Genomic DNA, 22,033 nt, shown 5'->3' with positions numbered 1-22,033 from the left:
CCATCCGCCGAGTAAGATATATTTTCTAACATTACACACCCGAATCAGATCACCCTACTGCGGTACTTTGTAATCCAGCTGTTACCGATGGTTTAACTCATGGAATCGGCTTACTACCTGGATAAGTAACCATTCACCGCACGTTTTAGTTCGGACCGATCCTGTCGATATCGACCCGTATCGACGGCATACGGCAGAAACTGGAGACGATACCGAGAACGATAGTAGGGGGTGCCGACAGGTCGCTCCGAAATCGTCTCGCCGCTGTCGGCTGCTACTGTTTCGTCAGTTGAAACTATTCGATGTGAGAACGCTCCGCCCGAAGTCGTCTCCCGGCTCGAGAGACGGTCCGAAACAGTCGGCGTCGGAACGCGCCGCGTTCCGATCCCCCGGAGCGCCGTTCAGGTGAGCGTCCCGATACGATCGGATCGGCGAAGCGGCCCGACTGCTCGAAAGCGCTCTACGACAGCTTCTCGAGGTTGTCGACGACCTCGTCGGCGAACTCGCTGGTGGCGAGCTTCTCGGCGTCCTCGAGCTGGCGCTCGAGGTCGTAGGTGACTTTGCCCGAGGAGATGGTCTCCTCGACGGCGTCGCGGACGAGGTCGGCGGCGTCGTCCCAGCCGAGGTACTCGAGCATCATGCGACCCGAGAGGATCATCGCGGTCGGGTTGACCTTGTCCTGGCCCTCGTACTTGGGGGCGGAGCCGTGGACGGGTTCGGCCAGCAGGTGGCCGTCGCCGAAGTTGGCGCCGGGCGCGATGCCGAGGCCGCCGATCTGGGCGCCGGCGGCGTCGGACATGTAGTCCCCGTTTAAGTTCATCGTCGCGATGACGTCGTACTCGTCGGTGCGGGTCAGCAGCTGCTGGAGCATGTTGTCGGCGATGCGGTCGTTGACGACGAGCGTGTCGTCGTCGGCCTCGCCGTCTTGCTCCTCCCAGAGGGTGTCCTCGGTGATGACCTCGTCGCCGTACTCCTCCTCGGCGACCTCGTAGCCCCAGTCGCGGAACTGGCCCTCGGTGAACTTCATGATGTTGCCCTTGTGGACCAGCGTGACCGAGTCCCGGTCGTGCTCGAGGGCGTAGTCGATGGCGCGACGGACGAGTCGCTTGGTGCCGAACTCGGTGATCGGCTTGATGCCGATGCCGACGGGACCGTCGTGGATGACGTCGTCCTCGCCCATGTCGTCCTCGACGAACGACTTGACCTGCTCGACCTCGTCGGAGCCGGCCTCCCACTCGATGCCGGCGTAGACGTCCTCCGTGTTCTCCCGGAAGGTGACCATGTCCATCTGCTCGGGCTCGGAGACCGGCGACGGGACGCCGTCGAGGTGGTAGGTCGGTCGGACGTTCGCGTAGAGATCGAGCAGCTTGCGAAGCCCGACGTTCAGCGAGCGGAAGCCGGCGCCGACGGGGGTCGTCAGCGGGCCCTTGATCGCGACGCGGTGTTCCTTGATCGCCTCGACGGTCTCGTCAGGGAGGTTCTCGTCGTACTTCTCGCGGGCGGACTCGCCGGCGTAGACGCGCATCCAGTTGATCTCGCGACCGGTCGCCTCCGCGGCGGCCTCGAGCACCTGCTGGGCCGCGGGGCCGACGTCGCTGCCGACGCCGTCGCCGTAGATAATCGGGATGATCGGGTTCTCGGGGACCTCGAGCTCGTCCTCGGTTCCCTCCTTCAGCGTGATCTTTTCCCCGTCCTCGGGGACCTCGATCTTGTCGTAACTCATCTCGTCTGTACCGTGCTCCGATGAGGGTAAAAGACCTCCCATTTCCGCCGATGTTGCGTCGAATTTCCGGAGGAGGGGGCACGGTTCATCCCAATCGTGGAAGAATCCGTCCGTAGACCCCTCACACCGTTAAAACACAGTTTCGATCGTGATATATCCGTTCGTCGGCTGTCGAAGCCGTACGCGACGAACAGCGACGGTGCCGTCCCGCGATCGCCACCGGACCCCGTACTCGGTGCGGTTCTCCGCGGCGAAACCGTTACCCCGGTGGCCTCGCCAACGGAGGGCATGCAGCTACTCGTCCACGGGGGCGCCGGCGCCACGCCGAAAGCGCCCGACGCGAGACGGGCCGTCCTCGAGCGAGCCGCCGAAACCGGCGCCGATCGATCGACGCCGACCGAGGCCGTGACGACCGCGATCGGCGTCCTCGAGTCCTCGCCGCGGTTCAACGCGGGGGTCGGCGGCGCCGTCCAGAGCGACGGCGAGATCCGCACCGACGCGGGGATCATGACCGACGATCGGTCGGTCGGGGCGGCCTGTTCGATGCCCGGCGTCGAGCGGGCCGTCGAGGTCGCCCGACTCGTGATGGCGGAGACGCCCCACGGCCTCGTCTCGGGTGAGCACGCCGTCTCGCTGGCCGACGCCTACGGGATCGAGACGGGCGTCGACCTCTGGGTCGAGCGCACGCGCGAGCGGTGGGACGCGCTCGAGCCGCCCTCCGGCGGTCCGCGAAGCGAACTCGAGTGGATCCGCGAGCGGTACGGACGGACGGATCCCGACGGGCGCGACGGGAAGGGCACGACGGACGCGACCGCCGCCGACTCCGATCGCGACACCGTCGAACGAGGTCCGACGGACGGTGCTCCACGGGATCACGACACCGTCGGCGCGGTCGCCGTCGACGGCGAGCGCCTCGCCGCGGCGACTTCGACGGGCGGGCGCTGGCTCGCGCTCGCCGGCCGCGTCGGCGACGTCCCGCAGGTCGGCTCGGGCTTTTACTGCTGTCCCTCGGCGGCGGTCAGCGCGACCGGCGCCGGCGAGGACATCGCGCGCACGACCCTCTCGCGGCGGGTCGCCGGCCACGTCGAACGCGGCCTCGACGCCGACGCGGCCGCGGCGCTCGGGATCGAGGAGTTCGCCGAACTTACCGGTTCGACCGCCGGCGTCATCGCGATCGACGCGCGGGGGCGGCTGGGATCGGCCTACAACAGTGACGGGATGCAGACGGCGCAGGCGACCGATCGATCGGCGTGAACGCCTCGGGGCCGTCCTCGTCCCCGCCGGGGAACCTCGGCCCCGAGGCGTCACGTCGCCCGTACCCGAAACTGGCGTCTCTCACGCCACCCGAACGGAGACGTTCGACGGGAAAAACGGCCGCGACTGTTTCGTCGGGAAACGGTCCGTGACGTCGCTTCGGTCCTCGCCGGCCGGAATCGGGGAGAGACGGAACCTCTTTTTGCCGACCGGTACAACTCCGTTACATGGCCGAACCCGAGGTGGACTTCGAGTCCGAAAAGTACGAAAAGCTCCGCGAGGCCGGAGAGATCCTCTCGCAGGTGCGCGCAGAGACCGCAGAGCGCGTCGAGGTCGGTGCGAGCCACCTCGAGGTCGCCGAGTACGCCGAGGATCGCATTCGGGAACTCGGCGGTAACCCGGCGTTTCCGGTCAACATCTCGATCGACGAGGAGGCCGCCCACGCGACCCCCGCGATCGGCGACGAGTCGACGTTCGGCGAGGAGATGATCAACCTCGACATCGGCGTCCACGTCGACGGCTGGCTCGCCGACACCGCGATCACCGTCGACCTCTCGGGCAATCCCGAGCTCGCCGAGGCACCCGAAGCGGCCCTCGAGGCCGCGATCGACATGATCGAACCGGGCGTCGAGACCGGCGAGATCGGCGCGGAGATCGAAGACGTCATCGACGGCTACGGCTTCAATCCGGTCGTCAACCTCACGGGCCACGGGCTGGGCCACTGGGAGCAACACACCAGTCCGACGATCCCGAACCGGGCGGTCTCTCAGGGGACGACCCTGGAGGTCGGCGACGTCGTCGCGATCGAACCGTTCGCGACCGACGGCGGCGGGAAAGTCACCGAGGGCGCCAGCGAGGAGATCTTCGCCCTCGAGCGAGAGGGGTCGGTCCGGAACCGGGACGCCCGCAAGGCCCTCGAGCAGATCACCGAGGAGTTCCGGACGCTCCCGTTCGCGACGCGCTGGCTCGAGACGAGCCGTCCGGAGATGGCGCTGCGCAGGCTCAAGCGCAACGACGTCGTCCACGGCTACCCGGTGCTCAAGGAGGACGAGGGCCGTCTGGTAAGCCAGAAAGAACACACCGTCATCGTGACCGAGGACGGCTGCGAAGTGACGACGGTCTAGGCGTTGTTCATCCGCTGGCTCGTCCGCGCGCCACAGCGCTTGCACTCGGCGACGCGGTAGGGCTCACGCGAGAACTGCGCGTTCTCCTCCTTGCGGCTCTCGGTTCGGAGCTGGACCGACACTTCGTGGGGCGTCTCGAGGCCGCAGTTCTGGCAGTGTTCGGTCAGCCCGTCGAACGAGTCGTCTGTCGTTGCCATTACGCTTCCTTTCTCGCAGCACATCTTAAACCTCCGCATCGTTTCGAAAAGTAAGCTGATGTGTTTGATACAGAGAACGTATCCGAACGGGCCGCAGAAATCGCCCGGCGGCGCTCGTCGATACGGTACTCGTCCGAACGGCTATCGGGAACTGGGATCGTCATACAACCGCGAGGCCGTGGTTCGACGCTCGAACGGCACTCGTCGTCGTCCGATCCGCCTATAGGGATCCCCCGAGTGGACTGCGGTATGAGACAAGTGTTCGCGCCGTGGCGGATCGAGTGGGTCAGACGCGACGAGGAGCGTCCCGACGACGGCTGCGTGTTCTGTGCGTTCGCCGAGGACGACGCCGACCGGGAGAACCTGGTCGTCGCGCGCAGCGAGCGCGCGTTCGTCCTGCTGAACAACTACCCGTACAACCCCGGTCACGCGATGGTCATCCCCGACGCGCACACCGGCGAGTACGGCGACCTCGACGACGAACAGTTGCTCGATCACGCCCGGCTGAAACGGCGCACCTTCGACGCCCTCGAGACGGCCCTCGAGCCCGACGGGTTCAACGCCGGGCTCAACCTGGGCGACGGCGCGGGCGGATCGATCGACGACCACCTCCACACCCACGTCGTCCCGCGCTGGGAGGGCGACACCAACTTCATGCCCGTCATCGGCGACACCTCCGTGATCGTCGAGGCCCTCGAGGACACCTACGACCGCGTCCGCGAGGCCTTCGCCGACCAGGATGGGACCGCGGTCCCCGAGGACGGCGGCGCCGTCGTCGTCGAGTAAAACGGCTCGCACTCGAGGTCCCGTCGCCGCGAGTGCCGGCCGAACGCTTGTCGGGGATGGGACCGAACCCGTCCCCGTGCCGGGGTTGACCTCGCTCGACGAACTGTTCGGCGCGTACCTCTCGCTGCTCGACAACTTCGGGACCTTCCTGGTGACGTTCGCGCTGGTGTACGCCGGCGGGCGGTTCGGCGGACTGCCGCTGCTCGGGGTCGCGCTCGACTACCGGGGGACAGAGCGCACCCTCCAGGAGGGGATCGATCGACTCGCCGCCGCCGGCGTGATCGCGGTCGCGGTCGCGGTCGGGCTCTGGGTTGCCGGCCTCGAGTTCCTCCTCGATCGGATGGCGATCCTCGTCGCCGGCGCGACCGTCGCGCTCGGCTTCGCGGCCCAGGACGTAGTCGGGAACCTGGTCAGCGGCGTCTTCATCGTCACCGATCCCACGTTCAACATCGGCGACTGGATCCGCTGGAACGACCGGGAAGGCGTCATCAGGGACATCCGGTTCCGATCGACCCGGGTCCGCACCTTCGACGACGAGGTGATCGCGGTGCCGAACTCCGAGCTGACCGCGAACGCGGTGACGAACATCGTTCTCAACGGTCGGCTCCGCCTGACGGTTCCGGTGCGGGTCGACTACGACGACGACCTCGACGCCGTCGCGCGGATCCTCGCGGACGCCGCGGCGGATCACCCGGACGTCCTCGAGCGGCCCGAGCCGACCGTTCGGATCACGGAACTCGACGAGACCGTCGAGGTCGTCGCCTCGCTGTGGATCGGCGACCCGGACCGCGTGACCTACGGCCGCGTCCGCTCGGAGTACGCCCGCGAGGTCGTCGACCGCCTCGAGGACGCCGGCGTCGATCTCGGACGGACGGGCCCCCAGGAGATCGCGGGCGAGATCGGCGTCGTCTCGAGGGCGGCTCCGGCCGACCCCGAGCCGTAACCGAGCGCATCGGTCCGCCCGTCGGGCTCGTGTACCGGAGAACCAGCAAGCCGGACCGGTCGACCGGACGCTTTTCCCCTCCCCGTCCCGAACGGGCACGCTATGGAGTACGAGGTGGTTCACACCGACGACGTCCCGCTGACCGACCTCTCGGAGATCGACGAGGTGCCCTCGGACCTGCAGATGCGGGCGATCGACGACTTCCTCCCGAGCGAGCACGTCCAGCTCAAGCTCTGGTACTTCGAACCCGGCGAGGAGATCCGGTACCACGCCCACGCCGAGCAGGAGGAGCTGTACTTCGCCCTCGAGGGGGAGTTCGAGCTAACCCTCGGTCGTGCGGGCGAGACCGAGCGCCGCGAGATCGAGGCCGGCGCGTTCTGGCTGGCGAGACCCGAGGTCGGCCACGGCCACCGCAACGTCGGCGACGGGGAGGGGATCGTCCTCGCGGTCGGCGCGCCGAACGTCGAGGATCCCGGGCGGGAGCCCGGCGAGTTCGACGGCGAGGGCGAGTAACGGGCGCCGCCTCGAGCGGCGAATCACGCGTACGTCGACTCGAGGAACTCCAGGATGCGTTCGGACTCGGCCATCGTCACGCCGTAGCGCTCGTCGACGACCACGGGAACGCCGCGCTGGCCCGAGACCCGCTTTACCTCGTCCCGATCGGAGTGTAACGCCTCGACCCAGACGCTCTCGTAGTCGATATCGAGTTCCTCGAGGCGGTCGGCGACCGTCTCGCAGTACGGACAGCCCTCGAGCCGGTAGAGTTCGAGCATCGTCTGCGGGTACGAACGGAGGCGGGAAAAGCGTCGGTGGCGGATCAGACGGGCTCGCCGAAGGCGTACATCGTCTCGTGGGCCGTGACCTCGAGGTCGACGAAGTCGCCGGGCTCTATGCCGTGGTCGCTGGCATTTTGCACGATGACCTGGCGGTAGGCGGAGTCCCGACACTTCACTGAGTCGGCGGTGCCCTCTTCGACGACGAGACAGTCCTCGCGGACCTCGCCGACCATCGACGCGTGGGCCTCGCCGACGATCTCGCGTTTGGCCGCGCTCATCTCCTTCGAGCGCTCCTTCTTGATCGTTCCGCCCAGTCCCTTCATCTCGGCGGCGTCGGTGCCCGGCCGCTTCGAGAAGCGGGTGACGTTGACCTTCTCCGGGCGGGTCTCGCGGAGCAGCGCCATCGACTGGGCGTGGTCGCGGTCAGTCTCGGTCGGAAAGCCGACGATGAAGTCCGTCGAGAGCGTCCAGTACTCCAGCGCCTCGTCGAAGGTCTCGATCACCTCGAGATACTCCGAGACCTGGTGCTGGCGGCGCATATCGCCGAGCACGTCGTCCGAGCCGGACTGCACCGGCGCGTGCAGGAAGTCGTACAGTTCGTCGTTCTCGGCGAAGACCTCGGCGAGTTCCTCGCGGATGCCGTGGACGCCCTTCGGGTTGGCCATCCCCACCCGCACCCGAAACTCGCCGTCGATGGCACAGATCTCCTCGAGCAGGCGGTGGAGCTTGCGCTCGCCCTCGTCCCAGCCGTAGACGCCGGTGTCCTGGCCCGTGATGCGGAGCTCCTTCGCGCCGGCGTGGAGCAGGGCCTCGGCCTTGCGGACGTTCTCCTCGATCGGCGGCGAGTCGATCTTGCCCGTCGCGCGCTTGGTGATACAATAGGAGCAGTCGGACATACACCCCCGCGCGATCGGGAGGATGCCGACGACGCCGTCGAGGATCGGCTCGGCGTCGGGCGTCGTCGTCGGACATTCGCCGTTCGTCACCGCCTCGGGTACCTCGTCCCAGTGGAGCACCCGCCCGTCGACGTCGGCCGCGGCGAACTCCTCGCCCTGGGCCAGGGCCATACAGCCCGTGATGTAGAGGTCGGCCGTCTCCGCGGAGAGTTCCTCGGCCCGCCGGAGCATGTTGCGCTCGGTCTTCTCGACGACGGTGCAGGTGTTCAGGATGGCGACGTCGGCCTCGTCGGGGCCGTCGACCCGGTGGTGGCCCGCGTCGCGGAGCCGTCGCTCGATCTCGCGGCTCTCGCCGCGATTCGACGTGCAGCCGTACGTCTCGATGTGATACCGGGCCATCGTCGTTACCACCGTTCGGGTCCCGCGAGCCAAAAGCCCGACGGATCGGGGCCGCTCCCGCCGTCCTCGAGGTGCACGCGCATACAGGCCTCGAGCGCAAACCCGTCGTTCCCGTCGGGACGATACCGATGCTTCGACGACTCACTGGCGGAGGAGAGACCGAGACCGGGCCGAAACCGCTCGCAGAGCAGGTCGTCGTGATCACGGGCGCGTCCTCGGGGATCGGGCTGACGACCGCGCGGATGGCCGCGGATCGGGGCGCGCGGGTCGTCCTGGCGGCTCGCAGCGAGGACGCCCTTCGCGAGGCCGTCGCTGAAATCGAGAGCGAGGGCGGCGACGCGACGTACGTCGTCGCCGACGTGAGCGACCGCGAGGACGTCCGCGGGATCGCCCGCGTCGCCGAGGAAACGTACGGCGGCGTCGACACCTGGATCAACGGCGCGGCGGTCTCGATCTACGGCCGTCTCGAGGAGATTCCCGTCGAACGGATGCGCGAGCAGTTCGACACGAACGTCTGGGGACTGCTGTACGGCTCGCTCGAGGCCCTCGAGGTCCTCGAAGCGGGCGGGACGATCGTCAACGTCGGCAGCATCGTCTCCGATCGGTCGATCGTCCTCCAGGGCAGCTACTCGGCGTCGAAACACGCGGTCAAGGCCTTCACCGACGCCCTGCGGATGGAACTCGAGGACGCGGACAGGGCCGTGAACGTCACCCTCGTCAAGCCGGCCGCGATCGACATGCCCTATCCGCAACACGCCGAGAACTACATGGACGAGGCGGCGACGGTACCGGCGCCGGTGTACGCACCCGACGCGGTCGCGCGGGCGATCCTCCACGCCGCGGAACACCCCCAGCGGGAAGTCACCGTCGGCGGGGGTGGGAAGGGGTTCACGCTGCTCGGAACGTACGCGCCGAAGCTGATGGATACACTGATGAAGGCCGTCTTCGGCCCCCAGCAGCGCACGGACGAGCCGCGGCGACTGGACGCCGAGAGCGGGCTCGAGGAAGCCGTCGGCGACCGCGAGGAACGCGGCGACTACGAGGGGTACGTCGCGGAGTCGAGTCTCTACACCAGGCTGCGACAGCGCGGACGCACGCCCGGAACGGCGACGCTCGGGGTCGGGCTCGTCGGGCTCGCGTACGCGGGGTACAGAGTCCTTCGGGGCGGGGACCGGTAGCGCGTTCGACGCGGGCTGGCCGACGCCGTTCGGGCTCCGACCGAGGTGTCCGTCGCCTACGTCGGGTCCGACTCCTCGAGTCGCTCGTAGTTGTCGTCGACGACCTCGACGACGGCGATGAACGCGCCGACGACGACCGGGCCGAAAAAGAGACCCATGACGCCGAACGCGTAGACGCCGCCGAGGACCCCGATCAGGATCACGGCGGGGCTGATCTCGGCGTAGCGGTCGACGACGACGGGCCGAAGGTAGTCGTCGGAGACGCCGACGATGACCGTACTGTAGACCAGCAGCGCCACGGCCAGGATCGGCTCGCCGGTCACGAGGAGGTAGCCGACGGCGGGCCCCCAGACCAGAAACGACCCGATCAGCGGGATCAGCCCGAGCACGATCATGATGAACGTCCAGAAGGCGGCGTTCGGGATGCCGACCGCGAACAGTCCGATTCCGGCGATCGTGCCCTGGATGATCGCGATCAGCACGTGGCCAGCCAGCACCGCCCACATGACCTCGTCGAGCTCGCGGTAGAGGTCGTCCTGCACGTCGGCCGGCAGCGGCGTCACGCTCCGAACCCAGGCCAGCAGCTTCGTTCCGTCCCGGAGAAAGTAGTACAGCAGGAACAGCGCCAGTCCGAACCCGACCAGCGCGTGGGTGACCGTGCCGAACCACGTCGTCGCCTGCTCGAGGGCGACCGATCCGACCTGCTGTGCGGCGTCCGAGAGCCGCGAGGCGAGATCGACGTTCATCCCCGTCTGATCCGCGATCCAGCCCTCGACCGCGGAGAGCTGCAGCGACTCCTGGTCGGCGTTCTGGACGATCGCCGTCGCGTCCCCGGCAGCCACCGCGACGACGAGGGCGAACGGGACGATAAAGCCCACGATCGCCAGCAGGATCAGCGAGAACGCGGCGATCGTCGGCGAGACCCGCTTCTCGAGGCGCTCCTGGAGCGGAAAGAGGACGAACCCGAGCAACACCGCCAGGAGCACGTACTGGAGAAACGGCGCGATGAGCTGCCAGCTGAGGTACGCGAACAACGTGACGAGAACGAGGAGATACCCCTTGCTACGATTCACGGTTCGTGTATCACTCGTCGGAACGATAAATCCGAACCCGACATATTCCGATGACGGAGTGTCGTAGCCAGTCACAACACGGCTTCAAGAAGCTGCTTCGCCAAGCCACACCCGGATGTCGACCCAGCTCGATCCCCTCTCGCTATCCGCCGATCTTCTCTACACGGTCAAGACCGAGGGAGATCCCGAGAGGTTGCGAACGCGTCTGGCGACCCTCGAGCGATCCCGGCTCGAGCGGGCGCTCTCGAGTCGCGAGCGACGGCTCGCGTTCTGGCTCAACTGTTACAACGCCTACGCCCAGTTGCTCCTCGAGGAGTCGCCCGAGCTCCTCGAGGGCGGACCCGTCGACCGCTGGCGGTTCTTCGCCCGGGACCGGATCCCCGTGGGCGGCGTCTGGCTGAGTCTCAACGATATCCAGCACGGCATGCTCCGGCGGTCGAAACACCCCTGGGGCCTCGGGTACGTGCCGCGGCCGTTCCCGTCGCGGTTCGAGCGCCGATTTCGGCTCGCGGAGTGCGATCCTCGGATCCACTTCGCGCTGAGCCGCGGCGGCGACCGCTGTCCGCCGATCGCCGTCTACTCGGGGGTCGACGTCGACGAGGATCTCGACATCGCGATCCGCTGGTACCTCGAGGAAACCGTCGGCTACGACCCCGAGGACGACCGCGCGACCGTGCCGCGGCTCTTCCGTCGGTACCGCGGCGACTTCGGCGGCGGGCGGGGCGTTCTCGCCTTCCTGCGGAAGTACGACGCGATCCCGGAGGGCGCGTCGCCCTCGCTCGAGTACGAACGCCCCGCCCGTCGCGACCGCCTCGAGATCGAGGACGTCGTCGACGACTGATCGCCGCGCCTTCGGCTCCGGCTCGGGGGACGCGGGACCGCCCCTACGCGCCCTCGTCCCGGTGTTCGATCCGCGCGGTCGGCGCGTTCCGCACGACGCCCCGGACCGCCCGTTCGGCGTTCGACCGGGAGGCGTACCCCTCGCCGCCGTCGGCGATGATGTTCCCGTTCCAGTGGACCAGCCGCCAGCGCCACTCGTCGGCTCGGTCCCGGTAGATCTCGAAGCGACTCCGGCGCTCGGACTCCGGCGTCGTCGGGTCCGTACGCTCCCCGTCGGCCGCGTCCCCGGCGACCGCCTCGGGTGGCATCGTCGCCGCTGCCGGATCGGCCTCCGTTCCGGCGTCGTCGGTCTCCGGGTCGCCCTCCGGTTCGGCGTCCGAGACGCGAACGCTGGTCCCCTCGGGGTCGTCCCACTCGAGGTCGAACTCGAGTTCCGTTACCGCGCCCTCGCGTTCGACCTCGAGCGCGGCGACGACTCGCGGGGGGACGTCGACGCGGAGGTGTCGTTCCGGCGTGTGCAGTTCGACCGCGGTCTCGGCCTCGAGGGCGTCCGCGAACTCGCGGAAGACGGCGGCCAGATCCCTTCGGTCGTAGGCGCGCTCGAGTTCGAACGACGTGTCTGCCATACGGTCCGTACGACGCCCGTCGGAGTAGCGTTTTCGCCGGCGGTCGTCGGTTCGGTCGCCGGAGCCGAAGAGTCGATCTCGGGCGACGAACACGGCCGCGATCGGTACCGGCTACAGCTCCGTCGTCGCCTCGAGCGCGATGTCGATCGCTCGCCCCACGTTGTTCTTCGCCTTCTCGGGGAGCTCGTCGTCCTCGGTGTCGGTCCCCTTCTGGGTGCCCTCGACGAGGTTGCCGTCGACGGTACAGATCGCGCCCGCGCCGAGCCCGCGCCGACGGGCCAGCGTGAAGACCGCGGCGGCCTCCATCTCGACGCAGAGCAGGCCCGCGTCCTCCCAGTCGGCGACGTGGTCGTCGGTCTCGGCGTAGTAGGCGTCGTCGGAGACGATCGGGCCGACGTGAACGTCTTCGCCGTTCGCTTCGGCCGACTCGACCAGCGAGGAGAGCACGTCGTAATCGGGGACGGCGGGGTACTCGGCGTCCTCGTAGCGCTTCGAGGTCCCCTCGTTTTTCGCGGCCCCGGTCGCGACGATCATATCGCCGATCTCGATGTCGGACTGGAGCGCGCCGGTCGTGCCGACGCGAATGAACGTCTCGACGCCGACGTTGGCCAGTTCCTCGACGGCGATCGCCGCGGAGGGACAGCCGATCCCCGTCGAGCAGATCGTCAGCTCGCGGTCGCCGTAGGTGGCGTTGACGATCTTGTACTCGCGGTTCTCGGCGACGGTCTCGGCCTCGTCGCAGTGATCGGCGATCCGATCAACCCGCCCCGGATCGCCCGGGATGAGCGCGACGTCCGTCAGGTCTCCCTCCTCGACCAGCAGGTGCGGTTGCGTTGCCATAGGCCCGCGTTCCGCGGGCGACGAGAAAAAAGGTTCGAGGCCGACTCCGCGCGGCCGTCGAGATCACCCCCGGATCTCCCTGTTGACCCTCGAGCGGCCGATCGGTCGTTACCCGGTTACCTCGACGCGGTCTCGGCGCACGGTGACCGTCGCCTCGCCGACGTCGAAGACGACTTTCCCGTTCGATCGCTCGGCACCCTCGTAGGTGCGAACGAACAGCGAGTCGAGCGCTTCGGGATCGATGTAATCGTACAGCCGAATGCTGGAGTCGGTGACGTCCTCGCCGTGGTACGTCGCGAGCGCCGTCGCGACGGCGATACTCGGCGGTTCGTTGTCGTCTCGGTCGTACTGGATGCGCTGACCGAACTCGCATCCAGAGGGGGTGTTTGTCGTTCGTTCGTTCATGTCTCTCAGTCACGTCGCCGTGACTCCCTAGACGCCTGGCCAACGGCGCTCGACAAATAGGTACCGCTGGGAAACAGCCCGTGAGAACCGCCGCACGTGGACGTCGTCCGTTCGTCAGTCGACCGTCATTCGTGAGTCAGACACCTATCTGGGTTCTATCATACCCGGTATCATAAATCATCCCGTCAGTGACGCTCCCTGAGAAACGCCGTAACTTCGGCCGCCGACGGAACGTTGCGAGCGCCCTCGCGCCCGGCCGTCAGCGCGCCGCAGGCGTTGGCGTACTCGAGGGCCCGATCGAGGTCGAGGTCGCCGTCGCGCTCGCCCTCGAGCAGCGTCGCGATGAACCCGGCCGCGAAGGCGTCGCCGGCGCCGGCGGTATCGACCGTTTCGACCTCGAACCCGGGGTGAACGTGATCGCCGTCGGGCGCGTGGAGGAGGGCGCCGTCGGCGCCGTGTTTGACGACGACGAGGCGGTCGTCGACGGGCGAGGTGCTGTACTCCGCTTCGAGCATCGCCTCGGCCTCGCGGTCGTTGAGAAAGAGCACGTCCGCGAGCGCGAGCGCGTCGCCGTAGTCCCGATCGCCCAGCCGCCGTCCCGGATCGAAGCTGACGGTGACGCCGGCCTCGCTGGCGATCGTCGCGATCTCGGCGGCGGTGTCGGGGCGCTGGCTCGTCAGGTGGACGTGACTCGCCGCCCGGATCCGCTCGGGTTCGAGGTCGGCCGGCTCGACGGCCTCGTTGACGCCGTCGTTGCCCAGCACGGCGACCTCCCCGCCGTCCTCGACCAGCAGGTACTTCACCGCCGTCTCGGCGTCCTCGATGATCCGTACGCCATCGATCGAGACGCCGGTCTCCTCGAGTTCGCGGCGGGCCAGCAGTCCGTTGTCGTCGTCGCCGACGCTCCCGATGAGGCCGACGCCGACCTCGAGTCCGGCGAGCGTCGCGGCGACGTTGGCGGCGCTGCCGCCGCCGGACTGGCGCTGGGAACGGATCGACGCCTCGCCGTCGGCGACCGGGAACCGATCGATTCGCAGTGTCACGTCCCAGTTGACGTGTCCCGCAGTGAGGACCGTAACCATAGCAGACGTTCAACAGAGGGCGTCGGGGGCAAAAAATCTAGGTAACGAGAAAGAGCACTACGTTGTGCGCGCCGGGGCCGAGCCCGATTGCGGCGAGCAGCGCCAGCAGCGTTCGACCCTGTCGGGGCGCGTCCTCGATGTACTCCTGGAACAGGCCGACGATGACCAGCGCCAGCGCGACCTTCACGAGGACGAACAGCCACCCCCCGCCGACGTACTCCGCGGTCGGCAGTGCCCGTCCGACCTCGAGGATCGCCGTCGAGAGGGGGACCTCCTCGCTGGCGCCGAGGACGTCGTAGCCGACCGCCGTCGAGGTTCCGTCGAGGGCGTGACCGAAGACGACCAGCGCGCCCGTCGCGCCGGTGACGGCGGCGACCTCCGCGTACCGACGCTCGAGGAGGGCCCAGGCGCCGGCGGTCACGAGCGCCGCCAGAACCACCGACAGCAGCGGCCAGAAGACGTCGCCGAACCCGCCCTGAACGGCGACGGCGGCGGCCACGGCGCCGACGAACCCGACGGCGCCGAGGAGGGCGACGGGGGCTTCGCTCGGGATCCCGAGCCCGGTTCGCTCGAGGGCGATCCCCCCGATCCAGACGGCGCCGGCGACGATCCCGGTCACGACGTAGACGCCGGGCGTGCCGAAGAGCACGGCGACGTCCGTGGGATAGGCCCCGAGGCGGTGGAGGACGTGCAGGCTCGAGCCGAACACCATCCAGGGGGCAAAGGCGAGCACCGTCCGATCGGTCACGCGAGGGTCCAGCGACCGCAGCGCCGCGCCGACGCCGACGGCCGCCAGCGCCAGCGGGACGAGCAGCTGCCAGGGCGGGAGCGCGAACCCCTCGGGAAGCACCATATCCGAGTTGGCACACAGCAGCGACTAACCGTTTCCGATCCGGTGCGCTCGAGGGCGGCGCCGCCGTCAGACCTCCCAGGGCTCGCCGGTCGTCTCGCCGAACAGCTCCCGCATGAGCGTGACGATGCTCTCGGGCGGGAACTGGCCGCGCTCGGTGACGATCGCGTCGACGTGACGCGGCGGTGTGACGTCGAACGCGGGGTTCTCGACGGCGAGGCCGTCGTCGGTCCGGTCGCCGCCGGCGATGTCGGCGTACTTCGTCTCCGAGAGCACCTCCGACTCGTCGCGCATCTCGATCTCGACGGTGTGGCCCGTCATCGTGTCGGGGTGGAGCTTGATCGTCTGGGCGGCGACCATCACCGGGACGCCCCGTTCGCGGGCGTTGACCGCCAGCCCGCTGGTCCCGATCTTGTTGATGACGCTCCCGTCGGCCGCGATACTGTCGGCGCCGACCAGCACGTGGTCGGCGTCGTCCAGGTAGCGCCGCGCCGCGTTGTCGACGATCAGGGTCACGGGCACGTCCCACTCCCGGAGCTGCTCGGCCGTGATGTGACCCTGCTTTCGGGGCCGGGTCTCCTTGACGATCGCCTCGACGTGCTTGCCCGCGTCCAGGGCCGCCTCCACGCAGGCCAGCGCGTCCGTCGAGTGGCAGTGGGTCATCACCACGTCGCCGTCCCGCAGGCGGTTCGCGCCGACCTCGCCGAGCCGTTCCTGGGCCTGCTCGAGGTCGGTCCGAAACGTCTCGGCGCTGGCGATCGTCGACTCCCGGAGCTCCGCGACGGTCTCGCCCTCGATCCCTCGGAGGACGTACCGGAGCGCGTTGGGCAGGCTCACCGCCGTCGGCCGGGTCTCGTACAGTTCCCTGGCCGCGGCGCGCAACTGGTCGCGAAACGCCGCGGGGGTCGCCGCCTCCGAGCGCTCGGCCTGGGTAGCGAGCGCCTCTGCCGCGGCGTCGCCGATCGCCGCCGCGCCACGGATCTCCATCGTCGCGATGTCGTCGGCCGTCGCCTCGACGACGGCCGCGACGTCGGGCTGGTCCTCGACCATGGGGGGAGTAGCCCCCGGACCCAAATAAGGGATCGGACGGATTTTTGACCGTTCGGCGAGTCGGTCCGGTATGGATCGCGACGAACTCGCCCCGCTGATCGACCACACCGTCCTCGGCCCCGAGACGACGATCGACGACGTCGAGGCCGTCCTCGACGACGCCGCCGACTACGGCATGAACGCCTGCATCCCGCCCTACGCCGTCGGTCACGCCGCCGACTACGCGCCCGAGGTCACCCTCGCGACCGTGATCGGGTTCCCCCACGGCCAGAACGACCCCGACGTGAAACGCCGCGAGGGGGTTCTCGCCTGGAAGGCCGGCGCCGACGAGCTCGACGTCGTCATCAACGTCGGCCGTCTCGAGGCGGGCCAGCTCGAGGCCGTCGCGGACGAGCTCGCCGAACTCGTCGCGGCGGTGCCGATCCCGGTGAAGGTGATCGTCGAGACGGCGCTGCTGACCGACGAGCAGAAACGCAGCGCCTGCGAGGCCGCCCGCGAGGCCGACGCGGCGATGGTCAAGACCTCGACGGGCTTTGCCGACGGGGGCGCCACCGTCGCGGACGTCGAGCTCATGAGCGAGTCCCTCCCGGTCAAAGCCAGCGGCGGCGTCGGCAGCTACGAGGAGGCGATGGCGATGCTCGAGGCCGGCGCCGAGCGCATCGGCGCCTCGAGCGGCGTCGAGATCCTCGAGGGGGCGCCGGAGTAGCCGCGTTCGGCGTCGGGATCCTCGAGCGGAGTGGCGATCCAAACGGCTTTCGTCGTCCCCCAGTGAACGGATCCCATGCTCGAGAGGCTGCGGGCCCGGACCCGCGCGTTCGCGAACCGGCTGCGGCGACTGGAACGGCGCGAACTCGACGCGTTCTTGCGGTGGATCGAACGCACCGGAAACCTCCTGCATTTCTCGGTGGTCGTGTTCGTCCCCCTGTTGATCGCCGCGGTGACGTGGCTGTCGAACGCGACGGCCGCCGTCTCGTTTCTCCTCTTTCCGCCCCTGGCGTCCGGGACGTACACGCTCTTTGCCGACCCCGAGGGTCGGTACTCCACGCCGGGGAAGTTCGTCGGCGGGATGACCGTCGGCGCGCTCTGTGGCTGGCTCGCCGTCGCGTCGGTCGCGACCGCGGGCGACGGGGTCAGCGCGACGGGCGCGGCGCTCGGCGTCTTCCTGACCGGGACCGCCACCTGGGCGCTGGACCTCGAGGAGCCGACGGCGTTCTCGACCGCGCTGCTCGTGCTGGTCACCGGGAACGCCCAGCTGGCGTACGTGCTCGGGATCGCCGTCTCGAGTTCGTTCGTCGCGGCCGCGTTCGTCGTCTGGCGCGACCGCGTCTACGAGGCGCGAGCGCAGTACCTCTACCAGACGACCCAGGGCGACGACCACGTGCTCGTTCCGGTGGGCGGCCCGGACGCGGAACCGGTCGCGCGCTTCGCCGCCGCGCTCGCCGGCGCCCACGAGGCCGGGAAAGTCGTCCTCTTCGACGTCGTCTCCGAAGCGAGCGAGCGACACGACGGCGACCCCGTCGAGAGCGGCGACCCCGGCCAGGCCGACGCGGCACCCCTCGAGCGCGCTGACGACGCGGTGCGAACCGCCGAATCCCTCGCGGGCGACCTCGAGGCCGCGTACGACGTCCCCTGCGAGGTCGTCGTCGCGGCCGGCGACCGCCGCTCGTCGGGACTCGTTCTCCGGACCGCACGAGAGAACAACTGCGATCTCATCGTCGCCCCCTACGCCGAGAGCGACCGGGGCGGGCTCTCGGGGTTCATTACGGGCCTGTTCGACAGCGAGATCGACGTCATCGCCTTCCGCTCGAGCGACGGGCGCAGCCGGTGGCGTCGGAGTCTCGTCGCGGTCCGGGGCGCCGGCGACACCGCCCGCGCGATGGTCGACTTCGCGTTGCGCATCGCCGACTCCCGGCGGCCGGTCGGCGTCTCCACCTGTATCGACCGCGAGTCGCACCGACGGAGCGCCGAAACCACGCTCGCGGACCTCGTCGACGCCTTCTCCGGCCCCTTCGAGACCCACGTCGTCACGGAACCGGTCGAGGACTACCTCTCGCGGGTCGCGTCCCGGTACGACGTGGTCTTCATCGGCTCGAGTACCGACCGGTCGACCGCCTCGCGGTTCGTCTCGCCGCCGACGTTTCGCAAACTCGGGGACCTCGAGAGCGACGTCGCGATCGTCCACCGCGGTCGACGTCGGTAGTCGGCGTCGGGATCGCTCGGGGGCACCGTCGGGTCAGTTCGCATTCGACGGCTGCTCGTCCTCGAGCAGCCGCGAGACGACTGGGGACTCGTCCTCGCCCAGCGCCGAGCGGACCAGCAGGTGGCCGCCCAGTTCCGAGAGGCTGATCACGTCGTCCGCGCCGGCGCGCTCGAGCTTGCGGCTGTTCTCGCGGTCCGTGGCAGCGGTGGCAATCCGGACGTCGGGTCGGAGCTCGCGGGCGGTCAGCACCGCCAGCGCGTCCTGGGCGTCGTCGTCGGTCGCGACGAGGACCGCCCGGGCGCTTTCGATGCGGGCCCGTTGGAGGGGGTCCTCGTCGCTCGGATTGGCCGTCAGCACGCGGATGTCGCGGTCGGCGAGCGCGCTCGCGGCCTCGGGGTCCCGGGTGACCACCAGGAACTGTCGGCCCGCCTCGTGGAGTTCGTCGACGATCGGTTCGGTCAGGTCCCCGTAGCCGAGCACGAGGATGTGGTCGTCCAGCAGGTCGAGTTCTGAGTCTGTCATGATGCCGAGGGTCTTCGAGATGCGCGCCTGGATCGCGGGGCCGACGAGCGCCCCGATGGCGATACCGAAGCTGGCGACCCCCAGCACGACGACGGACATCGTAAAGAGGATCGCCACCTCGGTGGCGGGCCCGATGTCGCCGTAGCCGACCGTGCTCGAGGTGATCAGCGTGAAGTAGAAGGCGTCGAGCAGGTGGTCGATCCCGTCGAACTGCTCGCGCAGGGCGTAGGAGCCGAAGGTCCCGTAGGCCTGGACGCCGACCAGCGCCGCCCCCGCCGCGATCTGGGTCGTCGTCAGCGAGAGCGAGCGGTCGAACTGCCGCCGGGTGAGAAACAGGGTCGGCAGGGCACACGCCGAGAGCACGACCAGCGGCAGCGAGTACGGGCTCGCCTGCAGGAGGCCCTGGATCGCCGTCAGCGGCAACAACAACACCGTCGCCCACCAGCCGGCTCGCAGCCGTCGCCGCAGCGCGAGCGCGCTGCCGACCATGAGAAAACCCGTCAGGGCGCCGGTAAAGCCGACGGCGTCCTGGACGGCGACCGGGACGTGGGGCGCGAGGGGGCCGAAGTCGGCGGCCTGCTGATCGATCCTGACGATCCCGGTCGCGACCGAGAGCAGGGCGACCAGCAACGCGAGGACGACCGACGCCCGCGTCGTCACGATCCAGCGCCAGTTGTCGGGCAGTCGATCCACGATGCGCGCGCCGACCATACCGTCGGTCCGGGGCGGGACGGCTTAAGCGCCGTCGTTTGCGCCCGGCGACGGGATCCGCTCCCGACCCGTTCGTCGTCGATCGCTCGTCGTCCCGGCCGGGTCCGGGGCGAGCCGGTACCTGTTTAACGGCTCCCGCCGATCGGCCGGTAATGTCGCTTCCGGTCGAAGTACTGCTCGGGCTCTACCTCGGCCTCCTGACCGGGATCGTCCCCGCGTTCGTCGCGGGCGGGCTGGGGTTTCTCGTCCGGTACGTCACGGGCGTGTCGCTTCCCGGCTTCGGCGTTCTCGTCCTGGCGCTGTCGATCGCCAGCGTGCAGGGCGGCCTGCTGGGACTCGTCGAACCGACCATCGCTCAGTCTCCCCGACTGCTGGTCGCGGTGCTGGTCGTCCTGATGCTCGCGCTGTACGCGCACAACCAGGGCGACAGGCTCGGCGCCGAGCTTCCTCGGCGGCTCTCGCTCTCCCGGCTCCGCCGGCGCACCCTCTCGGCCGACGTGATCGAGTTCGTCGGGGCCGCCGGGCGGGTCACGATCCGACCGACCGGCGAGATCCGCGATATGGAGGGGTACCCGCCGCTCCCGTCGTCCGTCCGCGCGGCGCTCGAGGACGGCTCCTGGCGGCTCCCGGCAGATCTGCCGCTCTCGGAGCTCGAGCGCCGGCTCGAGGAGCGGCTGCGAACCGACCACGACCTCGCGGACGTCGCCGTCTCGCTCGACGAGCGAGCCCGCGCGTCGATCACCGCGGCGCCGCCCGTCGGCGGCCTCTCGCGTCGGGTGCCCGACGGGAAACGCGCCGCGTCGATCGCAGCGCTGATTCCGACGGGGCTGGCTCGGGGGGACGACGTGACCGTTCGAACCGACGCGCGGTCGATCCCGGGGACGGTGCTGAGCGTCGGGACCGACCTCGACGACGAGCGCGAGACCGACCCCGGCGAGGGCGACGCCGGCGCCGAAACGTCGTCCGGCGACCGGGAGCCGGGAGCGGCACCCGCGGACGACGCCGGCGCCGCGACCGGGGGCGCGAGGGCGAGCGCCGGCGGAAGCGGCCGTGTCACCGTCGTCGTCGACGACGGCGACGTGCGACCGCTGCTCCGGGCGGAGGCGCCGCGGCTGGTCGTTCGCTCGCGCGGGACGAACCGGGACCTCGAGGCGCTCGCGCTGCTCAAGCGGGCCGGCTACGCGGTCCGACGCGTCGCCCCCGACGCGATCGACCCGTCGGAGGGGACGGTGCTCGCGGTTCGCGACCGCGAGCGCGGCGGGGACGGGCGCGGCCAGCCCTGGCGGTTCGCGCCCGGTCTCGACGGCCCGCTCGAGCCGGGCGACGAGGCGTTCGTCGTCGCTCCCGAGCGGGCGCCCGCGGGCGGAGCCGACCCGGAGACCGACGACTCGAGTCGCGGTGATCGCGCGTGATCGAGCCCGTCGTCGAACAGGCGGCCCGGACCGAACTCCTCGCCGACGCGCTGTTCGACGCCCTCGTTCGGCTCCTCGGGTTCGCTCTCCTGGCGTTCGGCACGGCCGGGACCGCGGCGGCCCTCTTTCGGTGGTACAGCGCCGACGAGCTGGCCGAGGGGATCGGAATCCTGATCGGCGCGACCGCCGTCGCGGTCTGGCTGAACACGAAGACGGCGCTGCAGGACGCGATCCTCGGCACGACGCCGCTGCTCGAGACCGAGACCGCGATCTACACCGTCGCCGCGTTCGTCGGCAGCGCGATCGCCGCCGACGGCGGTCGTCGCGTCGGGGATCGCCTCGCTCGGAGCGCGTTCGCGGGCGTCGCCCCGGGGACGATCGACGACGTGGGACAGCTCGTGCGGTCGGTCGGCCGCGTGATCGCCGTCGAGCTTCCCGAGTCGATCGGGGACGCCGACGGCCACGACCCCGTCGACGCGGCGACGAAGGCCGCCCTCGCCGGCCAGACCCTCCGCTTTCCGCGGGGGTTGACCGTCGATCAGCTCCGCGATCGGCTCGCGACCCGCCTCGAGCGCGACTACGGGGTCGGCCACGTCGACGTCGACCTCGCGGCCGACGGCGAGGTCGAGTACCTCGCGCTGGGGAGCCGTCCGACGGGGATCGGGCCTACGCTGGCGCCGGGCAGCGTCGCCGTCGCGGTTCGCGGCGATCCCGCCGCCGACGCCGCGCCGGGCGACGCCGTCCGGATCTGGGCCCGAGCGGGAGACGACTACCGACGCGTCGCGGACGGCGAGTTGCGGGGGACGGCGGCCGACGTCGCGACCGTCGCACTCGACCGCGAGGACGCTCGGGCGCTCGGAAGCGACGCCGACCATCGGCTGGTCACGCTGCCGGAAACGCCCGACGCCGAGCGGGAGCTCGTCTCCGCGCTCCGGGCGGCCGACGAGACCGTCGCCGCGGTTCCCGTCGACGGCGGCGGCGCGCTCGAGGGCGCCGCGGTCGGCTCGCTGCCGGCCCTCGTGCTCGCGATCGAGCGGGACGGCGACGTCCTCGCGCTGCCGGGGGAGGAGGACCGTCTCGCGGCCGGCGACGTCGCGCACGTCCTCGGTCGTCCGGACGCCCTGCGCCGGCTCCCGGAGCGGTAGC

General features: G+C 69.7%; 23 protein-coding genes. 11 read left to right on the top strand and 12 right to left on the bottom strand.

What is annotated here, in order from left to right; all coding sequences use genetic code 11:
• Positions 1-460: 460 nt before the first annotated feature.
• The gene (icd, locus tag C492_RS21445) at positions 461-1,723 is read right to left on the bottom strand and encodes an isocitrate dehydrogenase (NADP(+)) (RefSeq protein ID WP_008427527.1); all 1,263 of its coding nucleotides are present in this window, start codon (positions 1,721-1,723) and stop codon (positions 461-463) included.
• Positions 1,724-2,011: 288 nt separating this feature from the next.
• Between icd and C492_RS21440 the strand changes: the two genes are divergently transcribed.
• Positions 2,012-2,977: an isoaspartyl peptidase/L-asparaginase gene (locus C492_RS21440; RefSeq protein ID WP_008427525.1), complete on the top strand. Its 966-nt coding sequence runs from the start codon at positions 2,012-2,014 to the stop codon at positions 2,975-2,977.
• Between the two features lie 227 nt (positions 2,978-3,204).
• A complete protein-coding gene (map, locus tag C492_RS21435) occupies positions 3,205-4,101 on the top strand; it encodes a type II methionyl aminopeptidase (RefSeq protein ID WP_008427524.1) in 897 nt (298 codons plus the stop codon).
• Here map and C492_RS21430 read toward each other — a convergent pair.
• Positions 4,098-4,298 carry a DUF7835 family putative zinc beta-ribbon protein gene (locus tag C492_RS21430; protein ID WP_008427521.1) on the bottom strand — a complete coding sequence of 67 codons (201 nt, stop codon included), beginning with the start codon at positions 4,296-4,298 and terminating at the stop codon, positions 4,098-4,100. The genes map and C492_RS21430 overlap by 4 nt on opposite strands.
• Before the next feature lie 249 nt (positions 4,299-4,547).
• Here C492_RS21430 and C492_RS21425 point away from each other — a divergent pair, with 249 nt between their 5' ends.
• The 3 genes from C492_RS21425 (at position 4,548) to C492_RS21415 (ending at position 6,540) form a co-directional block, all read left to right on the top strand.
• Positions 4,548-5,084, top strand: coding sequence for an HIT family protein (locus tag C492_RS21425; RefSeq protein ID WP_049893234.1), 537 nt, complete (start codon positions 4,548-4,550; stop codon positions 5,082-5,084).
• A 76-nt stretch (positions 5,085-5,160) separates the two neighbouring features.
• Entirely contained in the window at positions 5,161-6,027 is an 867-nt protein-coding gene (locus tag C492_RS21420) for a mechanosensitive ion channel family protein (RefSeq protein WP_008427517.1), read from the top strand.
• A 102-nt stretch (positions 6,028-6,129) separates the two neighbouring features.
• Positions 6,130-6,540 (top strand): cupin domain-containing protein, encoded by a 411-nt coding sequence (locus C492_RS21415; protein WP_008427514.1) that lies wholly within the window; start codon positions 6,130-6,132, stop codon positions 6,538-6,540.
• 23 nt (positions 6,541-6,563) lie between these two features.
• Here the strand turns inward: C492_RS21415 and C492_RS21410 are convergent, their stop codons facing one another.
• Both C492_RS21410 and C492_RS21405 read right to left on the bottom strand, forming a co-directional pair.
• Entirely contained in the window at positions 6,564-6,800 is a 237-nt protein-coding gene (locus C492_RS21410) for a glutathione S-transferase N-terminal domain-containing protein (RefSeq protein WP_008427508.1), read from the bottom strand.
• Positions 6,801-6,844: 44 nt separating this feature from the next.
• A complete protein-coding gene (locus tag C492_RS21405) occupies positions 6,845-8,098 on the bottom strand; it encodes a tRNA (N(6)-L-threonylcarbamoyladenosine(37)-C(2))-methylthiotransferase (protein ID WP_008427506.1) in 1,254 nt (417 codons plus the stop codon).
• Positions 8,099-8,226: 128 nt separating this feature from the next.
• Between C492_RS21405 and C492_RS21400 the strand changes: the two genes are divergently transcribed.
• Positions 8,227-9,276, top strand: coding sequence for an SDR family oxidoreductase (locus C492_RS21400; protein ID WP_049893233.1), 1,050 nt, complete (start codon positions 8,227-8,229; stop codon positions 9,274-9,276).
• A gap of 56 nt (positions 9,277-9,332) precedes the next feature.
• Here the strand turns inward: C492_RS21400 and C492_RS21395 are convergent, their stop codons facing one another.
• Positions 9,333-10,349 carry an AI-2E family transporter gene (locus C492_RS21395; RefSeq protein WP_008427499.1) on the bottom strand — a complete coding sequence of 339 codons (1,017 nt, stop codon included), beginning with the start codon at positions 10,347-10,349 and terminating at the stop codon, positions 9,333-9,335.
• Positions 10,350-10,464: 115 nt separating this feature from the next.
• Here C492_RS21395 and C492_RS21390 point away from each other — a divergent pair, with 115 nt between their 5' ends.
• Complete coding sequence (locus C492_RS21390) at positions 10,465-11,190, top strand: DUF547 domain-containing protein (protein WP_008427495.1); 726 nt, start codon at positions 10,465-10,467, stop codon at positions 11,188-11,190.
• 43 nt (positions 11,191-11,233) lie between these two features.
• On the opposite strand, the gene C492_RS21385 is transcribed toward C492_RS21390, so the two are convergent.
• The 6 genes from C492_RS21385 to C492_RS21360 form a co-directional block, all read right to left on the bottom strand.
• Complete coding sequence (locus tag C492_RS21385; protein ID WP_049893242.1) at positions 11,234-11,815, bottom strand: amphi-Trp domain-containing protein; 582 nt, start codon at positions 11,813-11,815, stop codon at positions 11,234-11,236.
• 111 nt (positions 11,816-11,926) lie between these two features.
• Positions 11,927-12,655, bottom strand: coding sequence for a nucleoside phosphorylase (locus tag C492_RS21380; protein ID WP_008427493.1), 729 nt, complete (start codon positions 12,653-12,655; stop codon positions 11,927-11,929).
• A gap of 108 nt (positions 12,656-12,763) precedes the next feature.
• On the bottom strand, positions 12,764-13,060 hold the full coding sequence (locus tag C492_RS21375; RefSeq protein ID WP_008427492.1) for a HalOD1 output domain-containing protein: 297 nt from the start codon (positions 13,058-13,060) through the stop codon (positions 12,764-12,766).
• Between the two features lie 185 nt (positions 13,061-13,245).
• Positions 13,246-14,142 (bottom strand): carbohydrate kinase family protein, encoded by an 897-nt coding sequence (locus C492_RS21370; RefSeq protein ID WP_008427491.1) that lies wholly within the window; start codon positions 14,140-14,142, stop codon positions 13,246-13,248.
• A gap of 37 nt (positions 14,143-14,179) precedes the next feature.
• Positions 14,180-14,995, bottom strand: a complete 816-nt coding sequence (locus C492_RS21365) for a DUF63 family protein (protein ID WP_008427490.1) — start codon at positions 14,993-14,995, stop codon at positions 14,180-14,182.
• A gap of 66 nt (positions 14,996-15,061) precedes the next feature.
• Entirely contained in the window at positions 15,062-16,042 is a 981-nt protein-coding gene (locus C492_RS21360) for a ribose 1,5-bisphosphate isomerase (protein ID WP_008427489.1), read from the bottom strand.
• A 70-nt stretch (positions 16,043-16,112) separates the two neighbouring features.
• Here C492_RS21360 and deoC point away from each other — a divergent pair, with 70 nt between their 5' ends.
• A complete protein-coding gene (deoC, locus tag C492_RS21355) occupies positions 16,113-16,748 on the top strand; it encodes a deoxyribose-phosphate aldolase (RefSeq protein WP_008427488.1) in 636 nt (211 codons plus the stop codon).
• A gap of 75 nt (positions 16,749-16,823) precedes the next feature.
• Positions 16,824-18,242 carry a universal stress protein gene (locus C492_RS21350; protein ID WP_008427487.1) on the top strand — a complete coding sequence of 473 codons (1,419 nt, stop codon included), beginning with the start codon at positions 16,824-16,826 and terminating at the stop codon, positions 18,240-18,242.
• Positions 18,243-18,275: 33 nt separating this feature from the next.
• Here the strand turns inward: C492_RS21350 and C492_RS21345 are convergent, their stop codons facing one another.
• Positions 18,276-19,475 carry an NAD-binding protein gene (locus C492_RS21345; RefSeq protein WP_008427486.1) on the bottom strand — a complete coding sequence of 400 codons (1,200 nt, stop codon included), beginning with the start codon at positions 19,473-19,475 and terminating at the stop codon, positions 18,276-18,278.
• 152 nt (positions 19,476-19,627) lie between these two features.
• On the opposite strand from C492_RS21345, the gene C492_RS21340 reads away from it, so the two are divergent.
• Both C492_RS21340 and C492_RS21335 read left to right on the top strand, forming a co-directional pair.
• Entirely contained in the window at positions 19,628-20,887 is a 1,260-nt protein-coding gene (locus C492_RS21340; RefSeq protein WP_008427485.1) for a hypothetical protein, read from the top strand.
• Positions 20,884-22,032 (top strand): TrkA C-terminal domain-containing protein, encoded by a 1,149-nt coding sequence (locus tag C492_RS21335; protein WP_008427484.1) that lies wholly within the window; start codon positions 20,884-20,886, stop codon positions 22,030-22,032. The genes C492_RS21340 and C492_RS21335 overlap by 4 nt, the downstream gene beginning before the upstream one ends.
• The last annotated feature ends 1 nt before the right edge of the window (position 22,033 follow it).

Source organism: Natronococcus jeotgali DSM 18795 (assembly GCF_000337695.1).
In the GTDB taxonomy this organism is placed as follows: domain Archaea; phylum Halobacteriota; class Halobacteria; order Halobacteriales; family Natrialbaceae; genus Natronococcus; species Natronococcus jeotgali.
The sequence above is the reverse complement of the archived record's forward strand: the minus strand, read 5'-3'. Positions and strand labels throughout refer to the sequence as shown.